The organism is Chromobacterium sp. LK1 (assembly GCF_001043555.1).
GTDB lineage: Bacteria > Pseudomonadota > Gammaproteobacteria > Burkholderiales > Chromobacteriaceae > Chromobacterium > Chromobacterium aquaticum.
In genome coordinates this window covers 1-15,415 of sequence record NZ_LDUI01000002.1, presented here as the reverse complement: position 1 = coordinate 15,415, position 15,415 = coordinate 1, and the positions used below count along the sequence as shown (strand labels likewise).

General features: G+C 63.4%; 19 protein-coding genes. 12 read left to right on the top strand and 7 right to left on the bottom strand.

Annotated elements, in window-relative coordinates; genetic code table 11:
- The first annotated feature begins 173 nt into the window (after positions 1-173).
- The gene (locus tag VI26_RS01295) at positions 174-1,487 is read left to right on the top strand and encodes a Na+/H+ antiporter family protein (RefSeq protein WP_048407944.1); all 1,314 of its coding nucleotides are present in this window, start codon (positions 174-176) and stop codon (positions 1,485-1,487) included.
- Between the two features lie 10 nt (positions 1,488-1,497).
- Positions 1,498-1,719 (top strand): SlyX family protein, encoded by a 222-nt coding sequence (locus tag VI26_RS01290; RefSeq protein ID WP_048408029.1) that lies wholly within the window; start codon positions 1,498-1,500, stop codon positions 1,717-1,719.
- Between the two features lie 12 nt (positions 1,720-1,731).
- Here the strand turns inward: VI26_RS01290 and VI26_RS01285 are convergent, their stop codons facing one another.
- Both VI26_RS01285 and VI26_RS01280 read right to left on the bottom strand, forming a co-directional pair.
- Positions 1,732-2,304 (bottom strand): GNAT family N-acetyltransferase, encoded by a 573-nt coding sequence (locus VI26_RS01285; protein WP_048407943.1) that lies wholly within the window; start codon positions 2,302-2,304, stop codon positions 1,732-1,734.
- Positions 2,301-3,215: a DMT family transporter gene (locus VI26_RS01280; protein WP_048407942.1), complete on the bottom strand. Its 915-nt coding sequence runs from the start codon at positions 3,213-3,215 to the stop codon at positions 2,301-2,303. The genes VI26_RS01285 and VI26_RS01280 overlap by 4 nt, the downstream gene beginning before the upstream one ends.
- A 49-nt stretch (positions 3,216-3,264) precedes the next feature.
- On the opposite strand from VI26_RS01280, the gene dapC reads away from it, so the two are divergent.
- From dapC to VI26_RS01235, 9 genes are all read left to right on the top strand, one after another.
- Complete coding sequence (dapC, locus tag VI26_RS01275; protein ID WP_048407941.1) at positions 3,265-4,458, top strand: succinyldiaminopimelate transaminase; 1,194 nt, start codon at positions 3,265-3,267, stop codon at positions 4,456-4,458.
- An 84-nt stretch (positions 4,459-4,542) separates the two neighbouring features.
- Entirely contained in the window at positions 4,543-5,364 is an 822-nt protein-coding gene (gene dapD, locus VI26_RS01270; RefSeq protein ID WP_048408028.1) for a 2,3,4,5-tetrahydropyridine-2,6-dicarboxylate N-succinyltransferase, read from the top strand.
- A gap of 348 nt (positions 5,365-5,712) precedes the next feature.
- Positions 5,713-6,531 carry an ABC transporter ATP-binding protein gene (locus VI26_RS01265; RefSeq protein ID WP_048407940.1) on the top strand — a complete coding sequence of 273 codons (819 nt, stop codon included), beginning with the start codon at positions 5,713-5,715 and terminating at the stop codon, positions 6,529-6,531.
- Positions 6,524-7,309 (top strand): lipid asymmetry maintenance ABC transporter permease subunit MlaE, encoded by a 786-nt coding sequence (mlaE, locus tag VI26_RS01260; RefSeq protein ID WP_048407939.1) that lies wholly within the window; start codon positions 6,524-6,526, stop codon positions 7,307-7,309. Before VI26_RS01265 ends, mlaE begins: the two co-directional genes overlap by 8 nt.
- An 11-nt stretch (positions 7,310-7,320) precedes the next feature.
- Positions 7,321-7,788: an outer membrane lipid asymmetry maintenance protein MlaD gene (gene mlaD / locus VI26_RS01255; RefSeq protein WP_048407938.1), complete on the top strand. Its 468-nt coding sequence runs from the start codon at positions 7,321-7,323 to the stop codon at positions 7,786-7,788.
- Positions 7,789-7,875: 87 nt separating this feature from the next.
- A complete protein-coding gene (locus VI26_RS01250) occupies positions 7,876-8,505 on the top strand; it encodes a phospholipid-binding protein MlaC (protein WP_048407937.1) in 630 nt (209 codons plus the stop codon).
- Positions 8,505-8,798, top strand: coding sequence for an STAS domain-containing protein (locus tag VI26_RS01245; protein WP_053074164.1), 294 nt, complete (start codon positions 8,505-8,507; stop codon positions 8,796-8,798). The genes VI26_RS01250 and VI26_RS01245 overlap by 1 nt, the downstream gene beginning before the upstream one ends.
- A 16-nt stretch (positions 8,799-8,814) precedes the next feature.
- Positions 8,815-9,624 carry a VacJ family lipoprotein gene (locus VI26_RS01240; protein WP_048407936.1) on the top strand — a complete coding sequence of 270 codons (810 nt, stop codon included), beginning with the start codon at positions 8,815-8,817 and terminating at the stop codon, positions 9,622-9,624.
- A gap of 74 nt (positions 9,625-9,698) precedes the next feature.
- Complete coding sequence (locus VI26_RS01235; RefSeq protein WP_048407935.1) at positions 9,699-10,034, top strand: zinc ribbon domain-containing protein YjdM; 336 nt, start codon at positions 9,699-9,701, stop codon at positions 10,032-10,034.
- A gap of 71 nt (positions 10,035-10,105) precedes the next feature.
- Here the strand turns inward: VI26_RS01235 and murA are convergent, their stop codons facing one another.
- The 5 genes from murA to VI26_RS01210 all read right to left on the bottom strand — a co-directional run bounded on the left by murA (position 10,106) and on the right by VI26_RS01210 (position 14,086).
- Complete coding sequence (murA, locus tag VI26_RS01230) at positions 10,106-11,359, bottom strand: UDP-N-acetylglucosamine 1-carboxyvinyltransferase (RefSeq protein ID WP_048407934.1); 1,254 nt, start codon at positions 11,357-11,359, stop codon at positions 10,106-10,108.
- A 6-nt stretch (positions 11,360-11,365) separates the two neighbouring features.
- Positions 11,366-11,614 carry a BolA family protein gene (locus VI26_RS01225; protein ID WP_048407933.1) on the bottom strand — a complete coding sequence of 83 codons (249 nt, stop codon included), beginning with the start codon at positions 11,612-11,614 and terminating at the stop codon, positions 11,366-11,368.
- Between the two features lie 20 nt (positions 11,615-11,634).
- Positions 11,635-12,390, bottom strand: a complete 756-nt coding sequence (locus VI26_RS01220; protein WP_048407932.1) for an ABC transporter permease — start codon at positions 12,388-12,390, stop codon at positions 11,635-11,637.
- Positions 12,387-13,292 carry an ABC transporter ATP-binding protein gene (locus VI26_RS01215; RefSeq protein WP_048407931.1) on the bottom strand — a complete coding sequence of 302 codons (906 nt, stop codon included), beginning with the start codon at positions 13,290-13,292 and terminating at the stop codon, positions 12,387-12,389. Before VI26_RS01215 ends, VI26_RS01220 begins: the two co-directional genes overlap by 4 nt.
- A gap of 146 nt (positions 13,293-13,438) precedes the next feature.
- The gene (locus VI26_RS01210) at positions 13,439-14,086 is read right to left on the bottom strand and encodes a TetR family transcriptional regulator (protein WP_048407930.1); all 648 of its coding nucleotides are present in this window, start codon (positions 14,084-14,086) and stop codon (positions 13,439-13,441) included.
- A 202-nt stretch (positions 14,087-14,288) separates the two neighbouring features.
- Between VI26_RS01210 and VI26_RS01205 the strand changes: the two genes are divergently transcribed.
- Positions 14,289-15,415 (top strand): efflux RND transporter periplasmic adaptor subunit (locus VI26_RS01205; protein ID WP_231580935.1); only part of this gene is annotated, 1,127 nt, incomplete at its 3' end.

The window sequence follows — 15,415 nt, the reverse complement described above, 5'->3', positions numbered from 1 at the left end:
GCGTCAGCCCACATAAAATACTGAAATGAAAAGACAAATCGACTCACTTCCGCCGCCAGACGAAGGCGAGCGCCGAGGCGAGCTAAAACTCAAAACCATCGACAGCCAAACCGAAACCCGATAGGCTGCGCGCCCTCGGCACACTCGCCCAACCCTTTGATCTGTATATACAAATGAACGCAGTTCTTCTGGCCGTCCTGGTCATGCTCGGGCTGGCGCTATTGCGCACCCACGTCGTCATCAGCCTGTTGATCGGCGCCCTGGTTGGCGGCCTTAGCGGCGGCCTGTCCCTGTCCCGCACGCTGGAGGCGTTCAACAACGGCATCACCGGTGGCGCCGCGGTGGCTCTGTCCTACGCCCTGCTGGGCGCCTTCGCGCTGGCCATCGCCAAATCCGGCCTACCGCACGCGATGGCGGACCTGGCGATCAAGCGGCTGGAACGCGGCGGCGCCCAGGGCAGGCTGAAATGGGCGCTGATCCTGCTGCTGGCCGTGGTCAGCATCGCCAGCCAGAACCTGGTGCCCATCCATATCGCCTTCATTCCGCTGCTGGTGCCGCCGCTGCTCTATGTGATGGCGCGACTGCATCTGGACCGCCGCCTGGTCGCCTGCGTGATCACCTTCGGCCTGGTCACGCCCTATATGGTGTTTCCGGTCGGCTTCGGCGATATTTTCCTGAAACAGATCCTGCTGGGTAATATCGCCAAATCCGGCATGGACGTGCGCGGCCTCAATGTGATGCACGCGATGGCGATACCGGCGCTGGGCATGGTGGCCGGCCTGCTGTGGGCGGTGCTGGTCAGCTACCGCAAGCCGCGCCACTACGCGCTGGGCAAGATAGAAAACGTGGAACGCACCCATGCCCGGGTCAGCCGCAAATCGCTCACGACCGCGCTGCTGGCCATCGCGCTGGCCTTCGCGGTGCAGCTGTATACCGACTCCATGATCATGGGCGCGCTGGCGGGCTTCCTGCTGTTCCTCGCCGTCGGCGTGGTGAAATGGAAGGATGCGGACGGCTTGTTCAACGAGGGCATGAAGATGATGGCGATGATAGGCTTCACCATGATCACCGCCCAGGGCTTCGCCGAGGTGCTGAAAGCCACCGGCCAGGTGGGCGCGCTGGTCAGCGCCAGCGCCGGCCTGTTCGCCGGCAATCAGGGCGTGGCCGCCTTCGCCATGCTGCTGGTGGGCCTGGTGGTGACCTTGGGCATAGGTTCGTCCTTTTCCACCGTGCCCATCCTGACCGCTATCTACGTGCCGCTGTGCATGCACCTGGGCTTCTCGCCGCTGGCCACCGTCGCCATCATCGGCACCGCCGGCGCGCTGGGCGATGCCGGCTCGCCGGCCTCGGACTCCACGCTGGGTCCGACCTCGGGCCTGAACGTGGACGGCCAGCACGACCATATCCGCGACACCGTGCTGCCCACCTTCCTGCACTACAACTTGCCGGTGCTGGCGGCCGGCTGGATTGCGGCGATGGTGTTGTAGAATGGCCGGCATGGATGATCAAATCGATGCCCGCCTGGCCGAAATGGAAGTGAAACTCGCCTTCCAGGACGAATTATTGGACACGCTGAACGCCACCGTGGCGCGCCAGCAGAAAGAGATGGAATTGCTGCAGCAGCAAATGCGCCTGCTCTACCAGCAATTCCGCCAGGCTCAGCCGGACGACGCCGCGTCCGGCCTCAGCCTGCGCGACGAGATTCCGCCGCACTATTGAGGAGCAGGCGGTTCACGCACCCCGGCGCCGCGACACCACCGCCTCGATATTCTTGCGGCCGATCAACGGCGCCGGCTCCGGCATGTCGGCCGGCTCCGGCCCCAGCCACTTGTACATCACCAAGCAGTCCACCAAGCCCAGCCGCGCGTGGCGGTAAGCGCGCGGCAGCCGTCCCACCTGCTCGTAGCCCAGCTTGCGCCACAAGGCCACAGCCACCTCGTTGCTGGCCACCACCGAGTTGAACTGCATCGCCAGGAAACCGCTGTCCAGCGCCAAGCGCTGCGAATGCTCGCACATCAGCCGCGCCACGCCCTTGCCGCGCGCCGCTTCGGCCACCATATAGCCGCAATTGCAGACATGGCCGCCCGGGCCGGCGGCATTGGGCTTGAGAAAATACGAGCCCAGCAGCACGCCGTCCTCCTCCGCCACCAGGGTGTGCAGCGGCAGCCGCAGCCACAGCTCGCGAGCCTGTTCCCGTGTCAGCTCCGGATCGAAGGCATAGGTTTCCCTGGCCGCCACCACCGCTTGGAACACCGGCCAAAAGCGTTCGAAATCGCTGTCCTTCATCGCTCGTATCGTAATCATGCCGCCTCCTGTTTCAATTGCGCCGTCACCGGCTTGGCGCTCATGCGTCCCGACAATAGGCTGGCGCTGGCGATCAGCGCGCCACCCAGCCATTCACGCGACGTCATCGCCTCTCCGGCCAATAGATAGGCCGACGCCGCAGCGAACAACAACTCCATCAGCATCAACGTCATCGTCTGCGTCGCCGGCAGAATGGACACGCCGTGCTGCGATATCACGCTGGTGCACAACAGGGTCACGCCCAGAATACCCAGCACCAGCCAGCTTTGCGGCGGGATCTCCAGGATGCCGCCCAATTGTCCGGCCAGCGCCAGCTTGATCGCGCCTATGGACGCCACGCCGAACCAGATCGACGCCGATTTGACCGGCACCGGAATGCCCCTGGCGTTGCGGCTGAGCACATTGCCCAATGCGAAAGCCATGCCGCCGGACAAGGCCAGCCACTCATAACGGTGGCTAAGCGGCAGTTCTCCGTCGAACAAGCCTGGGCGGTAGATGAAGATGAAGCTGCCGAGCAGCGACAGCGCCACCACCAGCCAGCCGCTGCCGGTCAAACGCTCCTTCAGGATCAGCCGCGACAGGAACACCGTCCACAGCGGCGACAGGTAGAACAGCAGCAGCACCCGCACCACCTGGCCCTCTGACACCGCCCAGGTATAGCTGTAGTTGCACCAGCCAAACACCGCGGCCAGCAACAGCAGCACCGGCTGCCAGCGGAACTGGCGGCGGTAGACATCGAAGAAGGTGATCAGCCCCAGCGCGATGGCCACCAGATAGACCACCAGCGAGGTGGTCGCCACGCTGACGCCGCCCTGATTCAGGCTGCGGAACGGATACCACATCAGCCCCCATACCAATGCGGTGGTGAGAATGCCGCAGATGGCGAGAAATTTTTGTTTTACAGGTGTCATCGCTTGTTCTTAAGATATTCTGTTTGTTTGCGCTCGTTTTGGAGACACCGTGAACCCCCGCCTGGCCCAATTGCAGCCCTATCCCTTCCAGCGCCTGCGCGCGCTGCTCGCCGGCGTGACGCCGCCGGCGGACAAGCCGCACATCAATCTGTCGATAGGCGAACCCAAGCACCCGACGCCGGAACTGGTGGAGCAGGCGCTGATAGCCAATCTGGCCGGCTTGTCGCAATACCCGGCCACACTGGGCAGCGAGGCGCTGCGCCAGGCCTGCGCCGCATGGATGCGACGACGCTATGATCTGGATCTGGATGCGCAAAGCGAGATACTGCCGGTCAATGGCAGCCGTGAAGCCTTGTTTGCCTTTGTGCAGACGGTGATAGACGCCAGCGGCGCTCAAACACCTATCGTGATATCCCCGAATCCTTTTTACCAGATTTACGAAGGCGCGGCACTGTTGGCCGGAGCGGAACCCTATTATGTCAACTGTCTGGCGGAACAGCGCTTCCAGCCGGACTGGAGCCAGGTACCTGAAGCGGTGTGGCAGTGCACCCAATTGGTGATCGTGTGCAGCCCCGGCAATCCCACCGGCGCGGTGATGTCGCTGGCCGATTGGGAAACATTGTTCCAGCTGTCCGACCGCTATGGCTTCGTCATCGCCAGCGACGAGTGCTATTCCGAAATCCACTTCGGCCGGCCGCCGCTGGGCGGGCTGGAGGCGGCGCGCAAGCTGGGCCGCGGCTTTGAGCGGCTGGTGATGTTCACCAGCCTGTCCAAGCGCTCCAATGTGCCCGGCATGCGTTCCGGCTTTGTCGCCGGCGACGCCGCGCTCTTGGCCAAATTCCTGCTCTACCGCACCTACCACGGCAGCGCGATGAGCCTGACGGTGCAGGCGGCCAGCGTGGCGGCCTGGAACGACGAGGATCATGTCGAGTCCAACCGGGCGCAATACATCGCCAAGTTCGACGCGGTCACGCCGCGGCTGGCGATGGGCCTGGAAGTGCGGCGCCCGGATGCCGGCTTCTACCTGTGGGCCAAGGTGCCGAACGGGAATGATGTAGACTTCGCCAAGGCGCTGTTCGCCGAAGAACACGTCACCGTGCTGCCCGGCAGTTATCTGGCGCGCGACGCCCACGGCGTCAACCCCGGCGCCGCTTATGTCCGCGTCGCGCTGGTGGCCACGCTGGAAGAATGCGTGGCCGGCGTCGAGCGCATTGTCGCCTTCGCCGAACGCCAGACCTCCTGAATCCACACGGCCCGCCTCCGGCGCGGCCGCTTGAAAGCGAATTGAATGACGACTTCCATCCACATTGCCAAAGGACTGAATACCATGCATCCGATCCAGACCCTGATCGAAGAAGCGTTTGAGAAGCGCGCCGAGATCACGCCCGCCACCGTTTCCGCCGAACTGAAGTCCGCCATCGGCCAGGTGATCGCCGAGCTGGACGCCGGCCGCCTTCGCGTGGCGGAGAAACAGGGCGCCGACTGGGTGGTGAACCAGTGGGTGAAGAAGGCGGTGCTGCTGTCCTTCCGCATCCGCGACAATGAACTCTCCGACGACGGCGTCAACCGCTACTTCGACAAGGTCGACACCAAGTTCGCCGACTGGAACCCGGCCCGCTTCCAGGAGGCCGGTTTCCGCGTGGTGCCGGGCGCGGTGGCGCGCAAGGGCAGCTTCATCGCCAAGAACACCGTGCTGATGCCGTCCTACGTCAACATCGGCGCCTATGTCGACGAAGGCGCGATGGTGGACACCTGGGCCACCGTCGGCTCCTGCGCCCAGATCGGCAAGAACGTGCACCTGTCCGGCGGCGTCGGCATCGGCGGCGTGCTGGAGCCGTTGCAGGCCAACCCCACCATCATCGAGGACAACTGCTTCATCGGCGCGCGTTCGGAAATCGTCGAAGGCGTGATCGTCGGCGAAGGCTCGGTGATCTCCATGGGCGTCTACATCGGCCAATCCACCAAGATCTACGACCGCGAAACCGACGAGGTCAGCTACGGCCGCGTGCCGCCGGGTTCGGTGGTGGTGTCCGGCAACCTGCCCAGCAAGGACGGCAGCCACAGCCTGTACTGCGCGGTGATCGTAAAGAAAGTGGACGCTCAGACTCGTAGCAAGACCAGCATCAACGAGTTGCTGCGCGGCGTCTAAACGCGAGCCTGGCGCCGCCCTGCCGGCGCTGGCGGACAGTTTTTCCCGAAACTGTCCGCCTCTGCCGCAGACCGGCGGGTCCGCCGGTCTCATTGCAATGCAGCATATTTGCATCGCTTCCACCTCTGAAATTTGGCTACTTCACGACAAATCTATAAAATCTCCAGTTCGAAAAGAATCGGCAAAAAAAGCGGCCGCTTTCCAACAGCGCCTCATCCGGCTCAAGCGGCCTGATAATCAAGCGCTGCCAACAACCGCTTTGCCTGAACGGACCGCCATCGCACCGCTCCGGGTCCGCCGTTTCAACCGAAGCCGTCCGCGGCTTCTTGCACGCAATCTGGAAACTTTGTGTCTTCTGACAATTTCATCGAGTTCAGAAACGTCAGCTTCGCCTATGGCGAGCGGCCCATTCTGAAAAATCTCAGCCTCGCCATTCCGCGCGGCAAGCTGGTCGCCGTCATGGGCGGCAGCGGCAGTGGCAAGACCACGCTGCTGCGCCTGATCTCCGGCCAGAACCGCCCGCAATCCGGCGAAGTGCTGGTCGACGGCAAGAACATCGCCAAGATGAGCGCCGCCGAGCTTTATCAGCACCGCCGCCGCATGGGCATGCTGTTCCAGTTCGGCGCGCTGTTCACTGATCTGTCGGTGTTCGACAACGTCGCCTTCCCCATCCGCGAGCACACCAAGCTGCCGGACAGCATGGTCCGCGACCTGGTGACCATGAAACTGGAAGCCGTCGGTCTGCGCGGCACCCAGCAGCTGATGCCGGCCGAGCTCTCCGGCGGCATGGCGCGCCGCGTGGCGCTGGCGCGCGCCATCGCGCTGGACCCGCAGCTGATGCTGTACGACGAACCGTTCACCGGCCTGGACCCGATCTCGCTGGGCGTGATCGCCCACCTGATCAAGAAACTCAACAACGCGCTGGGCACCACCGCGGTGATGGTTACCCACGATGTGCACAAATCGCTGGAAATCGTCGACCACGTGCTCTTTGTCGCCGGCGGCGAAATCGTCGCCCAAGGCACGCCGGATCAGGTGCGCAATTCGGATTCGCCCTGGGTGCACCAGTTCATCTGGGGCGAAGCCGACGGCCCGGTGCACTACGCCTACCCGGCGGAGCGCTCGCTCGCCGCGGATCTGGGACTCAGCGGAGACAGCCATGCTTGATCTGATCACCGCGCCGCTGCGCAAGCTCGGCCATCTCACCATCAACGCGGTCTGGCGGCTGGGCTTCGCCTGCCGCTTCCTGGTCGCCATCCTGCGCGGCAGCGCGCAGAGCCTGCTGCGGCCGCAGCTGACCATACGCGAGATCTACTTCGCCGGCGTGATGTCGCTGATCATCATCCTGGTGTCCGGCCTCTTCGTCGGCATGGTGCTGGGCCTGCAAGGCTATAGCACCCTGGCCAAGTTCGGCTCCGCCGACGCGCTGGGCGCGGTGGTGGCGCTGGCGCTGTTGCGCGAGCTGGGCCCGGTGCTGGCCGCGCTTCTATTCGCCAGCCGCGCCGGCAGCGCGATGACCGCCGAAATCGGCCTGATGAAGACCACGGAGCAACTGGACGCGATGAGCGTGATGGCGGTGGACCCCATCGCCCGCGTGGTGGCGCCGCGCTTCTGGGCCGGCGTGATCTCCATGCCCATCCTGGCCGCGCTGTTCAACGTGGTCGGCATCTTCGGCGGCTATCTGGTCGGCGTGGTGATGATAGGCCTGGACGTCGGCACCTTCTGGTCGCAGATGCAAGCCAACGTCGACCTGCACTTCGACGTGGTCAACGGCCTGATCAAGAGCCTGTGCTTCGGCGTCGCCGTCACCCTGATCGCCGTGTTCGAAGGCTTTGACGCCACTCCGACGGCCAGCGGCATTTCCGCCGCCACCACCCGGACCGTGGTCACCTCCGCATTGGTCATTCTGGCGCTGGATTTCATCCTGACCGCCTTCATGTTCTAGGAAAAACCCGAATGAAACGCTCTACTATTGATTTGTGGGTAGGCATCTTTGTGGCGCTGGGCATCGCCGCCGTCACCTTTCTGTCGCTCAAGGTCGCCAACCTGGTGCCGCAAAGCGCCAATCAGACTTACGTGCTGTATGCCGACTTCGACAACGTCGGCGGCCTGAAGGTGAAGGCGCCGGTCAAGGAGGCCGGCGTGGTGATCGGGCGCGTGGCCGACATCCGGCTCAACCCGAAAACTTATCGCGCCCGCGTGACTCTGAACATAGATAAAGCCTATCAGCTCAGCGACGACGCCAGCGCGTCCATCCTGACCGCCGGCCTGCTGGGCGAACAATATATCGGCATGCTGCAAGGCGGCTCGGAAACCAATCTGGCCCCGGGCGGCACCATCACCATCACCTCCTCGGCCATGGTGCTGGAACAATTGATCGGCAAATTCATGACCGGCTTCACCGAAAAAAGCGCCGACAAATAAGGCGCGCTGACGGGGCATCCCGCCACTGGAAAACCGGCTGGCTCCGGGCGCTACCCCGCCCCGCCAGCCTTACCGATTGGAAAAACGATGAAAAAACTACTCGCACTCTGCTGTTTGCTGTTCGGCCTGTCCGCCGTGGCCCATGCCGCCGGCGATGCCCCCACCGATGTGATCAAGGACGCCTCCCGCCAGATTCTGGATGTGTTGAAGCAGGACAACGGCAAGAACACCAAGCAGATCCGCCAGCAGGCGGAAACCCTGGCGGTGCCGATGTTCGACTTCCAGCGCATGACCGCGCTGGCCGTGGGCCTGGGCTGGCGCCAGGCCAGCGCCGAGCAGCGCACCCAACTGACCCAGCAGTTCCAGACCCTGCTGGTGCGCACCTATTCCGCCACCATGACCCGCTTCAAGACCGCCCAGGTCGACGTCAAGCCCAATCCGGTGATGAGCAACGGCGACCGCGACGCCACGGTGAAAACCGCGGTGACGCTGCCGGGCAACGCCAGCCCGGTGGCGGTGGACTACACCCTGAACAAGGGCGCGCAAGGCTGGAAAATCTATAACGTCAGCGTGGAAGGCGCCAGCCTGGTCACCGTCTACCGCAACTCCTTCAATGAGGAAGTGCGCAAGAACGGCGTGGACGGCCTGATCAAGCTGCTGCAGAACAAAAACGCGGCGCCGGTAGCCGCCGCACCGGCGGCCAAGGGCAACGGCTGATGCTGGAACACACCGCGCCTGGCCGCGCTCGTCTCAGCGGCCAACTGAATATGGACAGCTGCGGCGCGCTCGCCGCGCCGCTGGCCAAGCTGGCCGGTGAAGCGCCGCTGCGGCTGGATTTATCCGGCATCACCAGCGCCGACTCCGCCGCGCTGGCCCTGTTGCTAGGCGCGCGCCGCGCCGCCGATGCGGCCGGCCACCCGCTGGCTCTGGAAAACTGGCCGAGCGGGCTCAGCGCCCTGCTGGACCTGTACTCGCTGGCGGAGCTGCTGTCCGCCACGGCGGCGGATTGATATGCGGAGAGGACTTATGTCGCCCCTGAAACCCGCGCTGGCCGGCTTGACGCTGGCGCTGACCCTGGCCGGCTGCGCCAGCAATCCCAGCGTGCCTTACGACCGCTTCGAGCCCTACAACCGGGCGATGTACCAGGTCAACGACACCGCCGACCGCTACGTGATCAAGCCGGTGGCCGAGGGCTACAAGGCCATCACACCATCACCGGTGCGCACCGGCGTAGGCAATTTCTTCGACAACCTCAAGGATGTCTACAGCGCGCTGTCCAACGCCTTGCGCGCCGAGCCGGAAAAAGCGCTGAACGATGTGATGCGGGTGGCGATGAACACCGGCTTCGGCCTGTTCGGCCTGATCGACATCGCCAGCCAGGCCGGGCTGAAGAACAACAAGACCACGCTGGGCGACACCTTCGCCGCCTGGGGCTGGCATGACAGCAACTATCTGGTGCTGCCCTTCTTCGGCCCCTCCACCGTGCGCGACGGCGCCGGCCTGACCGCCTCGCTGGCCGGCCCCGGCCCGGAAAAGATGTTCTACGACACCACCTGGCAAGCGGTGGGCTTCTACGGCCTGTACGGCGTGAACACCCGCGCCCGCTACCTGGGCGTGGAAGCGATGCTCAGCACCGCGGCGCTGGATCCGTACAGCTATACCCGCGACGCCTATATGCAGTTGCGCGCGCAGCAGTTGGGCCTACCTAATCCGACCCAGCCGGCGGACGGTTTCAACCTCGACGACCTGCTTGATTCCCCAGGCGGCAAGATGGACAGCTCGGCGCCGGTCGCAGCAGCCCCCGTCGCCAAGACCACAGCCTCCGCCGCGCAGTAAATCCGCTCTCTCCGCTGCCGGCGCCTCAACAGGCCGGCAGCGTTCTTCTATCTACCTCTCAAACAGGAAACGCCATGAGCAATCTGCCAGCCTGTCCGCAATGCAAATCCGAATACACCTACCAGGATGGCGCGATGTATGTCTGCCCGGAATGCGCGCACGAATGGAGCGAGCAAGCCGCGCCGGCGGAAGCAGCCCGCGTGATCAAGGACGCCAACGGCAATGTGCTGCAAGACGGCGACAGCGTCACCGTGATCAAGGACCTGAAAGTCAAAGGCTCCTCCCTGGTGGTGAAAGTGGGCACCAAGGTGAAGAATATCCGCCTGGTCGACGGCGATCACGACATCGATTGCAAGATCGACGGCATCGGCGCGATGAGCCTGAAGTCCGAGTTCGTCAAGAAAGCGTAAATCCCGCGCGCCAAAACAAAACGCCACGGCCTGAGCCGTGGCGTTTTTCATTACCGGTGCAAAGCTTGCGCTTAACTGATGCGCTCGATCAGCGCGCCTACCGCGCCCAGCTTCTTCTCGATGTATTCATAGCCGCGATCCAGGTGGTAGATGCGGTCGACGATGGTTTCGCCCTCGGCCACCAGGCCGGCGATCACCAGGCTGGCCGACGCGCGCAGATCGGTGGCCATCACCGTGGCGCCGGATAGCTTTTCCACGCCCTTGACGATGGCGGTATTGCCTTCCACCTCGATATTGGCTCCCATGCGGTTCAATTCCGGCACATGCATGAAGCGGTTTTCGAAAATGGTTTCCGTCACCACGCCGGCACCCTCGGCCACGCAGTTCAGCGTCATCAGCTGAGCCTGCATATCGGTGGGGAAAGCCGGATACGGCAAGGTGCGGAAGTTAACCGCCTGCGGGCGACGCTTCATGTCCAGCGAGATCCAGTCGTCGCCGCACTCCACCACCGCGCCGGTTTCAGCCAGCTTGTCCAGCACCGCCTCCATGCTCTTGGGCGCGGCGTTGCGCAGCACGATGTGGCCGCGCGTCATCGCGCCGGCCACCAGGAAGGTGCCGGCCTCGATGCGGTCCGGCATCACCGCGTAATCGGCGCCGTGCAGACGCTCCACGCCCTCGATCACCAGGCGGTCGGTGCCGATGCCGCTGATCTTGGCGCCCATCGCCACCAGGCAGTTGGCCAGATCGGTTACTTCCGGCTCGCGCGCGGCGTTTTCCAGCACCGTGGTGCCCTCGGCCAGCGTCGCCGCCATCAGCAGGTTCTCGGTGCCACCCACGGTCACCATGTCCATGATGATGCGCGCGCCGCGCAGACGGCGGGCCTTGGCCTTGACATAGCCATGCTCGATGCTGACCTCGGCGCCCATCGCCACCAGGCCCTTGATGTGCTGATCCACCGGCCGGCTGCCGATGGCGCAGCCGCCCGGCAAGGACACCGTGGCCTCGCCGAAGCGCGCCAGCGTCGGGCCCAGCACCAGGATGGACGCGCGCATGGTCTTCACCAGATCGTACGGCGCCACCAGGCTGTCCAGGTGACCGGCGGTGATTTCCATTTCGTGCACATTGTCGGTCATCACCCGCACGCCCATGCCTTGCAGCAGCTTCTGGGTGGTGGCGATATCGCGCAACATCGGCACATTGGTGAAGCGCATGGTGTCGCCGGTCAACAGGCTGGCGCACAGAATGGGCAGGGCGGCGTTCTTGGCGCCGGAAACGCGGATCTCGCCGTTGAGCGGACCGTTGCCGATGATTTTCAATTTATCCATGACGGATCAGCCTTGCAGTTTTTGCCATTCGTCGGGCGTAGCGGCCTTGACGATGGACAGAGCGTGAATTTCATTGCTGGCCAGGCGGGTGGCGATCACTTCCTTGACCAGGCGGTGGCGGTCGATCAGGCGCTTGCCCTCGAAAGCCGCCGACACGATGGTGGCGTAGAAGTGGTGGCCGTCGCCCTCCACTTCCAGATGGGTACAGGCCAGGCCGGCCTCGATATACTGTTTGACTTGTTGCGGAGTAATCATGAGAAATCCCGTGGATGCGCTCAGTGGCGCAGTTTGTAGCCAGATTTGATCAGCCAGAGCGTCAGGCCCGCCAGCACGGCGAAGCTGCCGCCCACCACGCCGGCCGACAGCCAGGGGCTGACATCGGCCTGGCCGAAGAAGCCGTAGCGGAAGCCGTCTATCATGTAGAACACCGGATTCAGATGCGATGCGGCGTACCAGAACGGCGGCAGGCTGTTGATCGAATAGAACACGCCTGACAGGAAAGTCAGCGGCATGATCAGAAAGTTCTGGAAAGCGGCCAGCTGATCGAATTTTTCCGCCCAGATGCCGGCCAGGATGCCCAGCGCGCCCAGCACGCCGCAGCCGAGCACGGCGAAGGTCAGCGCCCACAGCGGCTGGGCCGGCAGCGGCAGGCCGAACCAGCCGGTGATCAGCAGCACGCCGGCGCCGACGGCCAGGCCGCGCACGATGGCGGCCAGCAGATAGGCGCCGAAGAACTCCAGCGCGGTCAGCGGCGGCAGCAGCAGGAACACGATGTTGCCGGTAATCTTGGACTGAATCAGACTGCTGGAGCTGTTGGCGAAGGCGTTCTGCGCCATCGACATCATCGCCAGGCCTGGAATCAGGAAGGCGGTGTAGCTGATGCCCGGGTAGGCCTCGACATGGCGCGACAGCACATGGGCGAAGATCAGCTGGTACATCAGCGCGGTCAGCACCGGCGCGGCCACGGTTTGGAACGCCACTTTCCAGAAGCGCACCAGTTCTTTCTTGAACAGGGTCATGAAGCCGGTCATGGCTGCGGCCCTCCATTCATCATCTTGACGAACACGCTTTCCAAGTCCGTCTCCACCACATTGAGCTCGCGCACTTCCACCGCAGCTTCGCGCAGCGCGGCCAGCACGGCTTCCAGCTGGCCCAGATGCTCCAGCTGCAACACCACGCGGCGGTCTTCGTCGCGTAGTTTCATTGTTTGCAGCGCCGCCGGCAGCTCGCCGGACAGCAGCAGCGCCACTTCGCGGCGCGCGCTGTGCGCCAGCAGCTTGTCCTTGCTCTCCAGCGCCAGCAGCCGACCCTTTTTCAGCATCGCGATGCGCGAACACAAGGCCTCGGCTTCTTCCAGGTAATGCGTGGTCAGCACGATGGTGTGGCCGGCGCGGTTCAGTTCCTGCACGAACACCCACAAGCTCTGGCGCAGTTCCACGTCGACACCGGCGGTGGGTTCATCCAGCACGATGACCGGCGGGCGGTGCACCAGCGCCTGCGCCACCATCACCCGGCGCTTCATGCCGCCGGACAGCGCGCGCATATTGCTGTGCGCCTTATCGGCCAGGCCCAGCTTGAACAGCAGTTCGTCGATCCAGTCGTCGTTGCGCGCCAGGCCGAAGTAGCCGGACTGAAAGCGCAGCGTCTCGCGCACCGACAGGAAGGGATCGAACACCAGCTCCTGCGGCACCACGCCCAGCGCCTTGCGCGCGGCGCGGAAATCGCCGACCACGTCGTGGCCCATGATGCGGATGCTGCCGCTGTCCGGCCGCGACAAGCCGGCCATCGCGGAAATCAATGTGGTCTTGCCGGCGCCATTGGGGCCGAGCAGGGCGAAGAATTCGCCGGGGGCGACGGTGAAGCTGACCTGATCCAGCGCCTGCAGCTGGCCATAGCGCTTGCTTACCGCTTGAATTTCAATAGCCTGGGGCATGAGAGGGCTAACACCGACAACGCCGCGCGGCAGGGCCGCCAACGGCGCTAATGGTTTGACAAAAAAGGTCAATTATAGCGCTGGAAAAGGTCTGTTGATATTTGTTTTACCGCTGCGCCGAGCGAGAAAACCAACTCAAACGGACACTAGGCTTGAGGGGAGAGTTGCTCCATCACTTCCGGCAAGAAAATTCCACGGTAGACATATTGCAACAGTTGTGTGGCATTCTCGCCCAGATTGGTCTGGCTGCCATCCGCCAACCAGCGGTTGATCAGGCCGTGGTGCATGGATTGCAGCACTTCGGCCACGGTGTCCGGCTGCACATACGGCAGTGTCTGCCCGGCGTTCACCGCCATCTGCACCACCGTGCTCAGGTGCTCGCGGGTTTCTTGCATATGCGCGACACACTCGTCGTGGATGGGGGCCAGTTCGCCGACATGCTCGCTCCGCATAAACAGAATGAGTAAAATACGACGGACTTGTTGGTTTTCCCCTATCATGGTCAGCAGCCGGTGGCTGTGGTTCCACAAGGCTAGTGCCGGACTTGAGTGTGCCGTTTTCAACAATTGCTCGCTGATGTCATCAAACTGCCCGCCCATCCTATCCAGCATCGCCCGGTACAAGTCCAACTTGTTCTGGAAATGCCAATACACCGCGCCGCGCGTCAGTCCAGCCGCGCTGGCGATGTCCGCCAGTGTCGTTTTGGAGACACCCTTCTCGCTAAAAAGCTGCTCCGCCGTATCCAGCAGCAAGTACCGCGTTTGTTCGGCTTCTTCCCTGGTTTTGCGTGCCATGTTGAACGTATCGCTGTTAAAAGGGTCTGTCGGAAGCCCGCACCATATCACAATGCGTCGCTACGAGCATTTTACATACGTACACGCATGTATGTAAAATGTCGCGACTCACTCGTGATCGAATTCCACTATCAAAGAAAAAATGCAGTACATTTTATTTATAACAATTCCTATCTAACATCCACATTCCTGAGGACATCCCATGAAGATGCAAGGAAACACCTTCGCCCAGAAAGGCGGGCACTGGCTGTTGTTGACCGCGCTGGCCGCCAGCTTGATGGCCTGCGGCAAGAAACCCGACCAACACGCCGGCGCCATGCCGCCGATGCCGGTTGGCGTGATCGAGATCGCGCCCAGCGATGTGCCGGTATCCTTCGAATTCGTCGGCCAGGCCGCCGGTTCGCGTGAAGTGGAAGTGCGCGCCCGTGTGGGCGGCATTCTGCTCAAGCGCGCCTATACCGAGGGCAAGCCGGTGAAACAGGGCGATCTGCTGTTCCAGATCGATCCGGAACCGCTGAAAGCCACGCTGGACCAGGCCCAGGGCAATCTGCAAGTGCAGCAGGCGCAATTGTCGCGCACCAAGCAGGACTACGACCGCATCACTCCGCTGTTCCGCGAAAACGCGGTCAGCCAGAAGGACCGCGACGACAGCCTGGCCGCGTTTGAAGCCGCCAAGGCCTCGGTCGCCGCAGCCCAGGCCCAGGTGCAACAGGCCAAGATCAACCTCGGCTACGCGCGCGTCACCGCGCCGATTTCCGGCATGACCAGCCAGGAAACCCGCTCCGAGGGCAGCCTGGTGTCCACCACCGCCGACGGCAGCCTGCTGACCAAGGTGTCGCAGCTGGACCCGATCTACGTCAACTTCAGCATGTCCGACAGCGACATGATGAATCTGCGCAAGATGCAGGACTCCGGCCAGTTGAAACTGGCCGCCAACGGCCACTTCAATGTGCAGCTGAAGCTGACCGATGGCTCGTCCTACGACAAGAGCGGCCGGCTCAACTTCACCGACAGCCTGGTGGACGCTGGCACCGGCACCATCCGTTCGCGCGCCACCTTCGCCAACCCGGACGGCAGCATCCTGCCCGGCCAGTTCGTGCGCGTGATCCTGCAAGGCGCCAAGCGCAGCAACGCCATCGCCGTGCCGCAGCGCGCGGTGCTGACCTCGCAGCAGGGCAAGATGGTATGGGTCGTCGGCGCCGACAACAAGGTGCAGCCGCGCCCCATCACCGTGTCCCAGGATGTGGGCCTGGACGTGCTGGTGGAAAGCGGCCTGAAAGCCGGCGACAAGGTGGTGGTGGACAACATCATCAAACTGCGCCCGGGCGC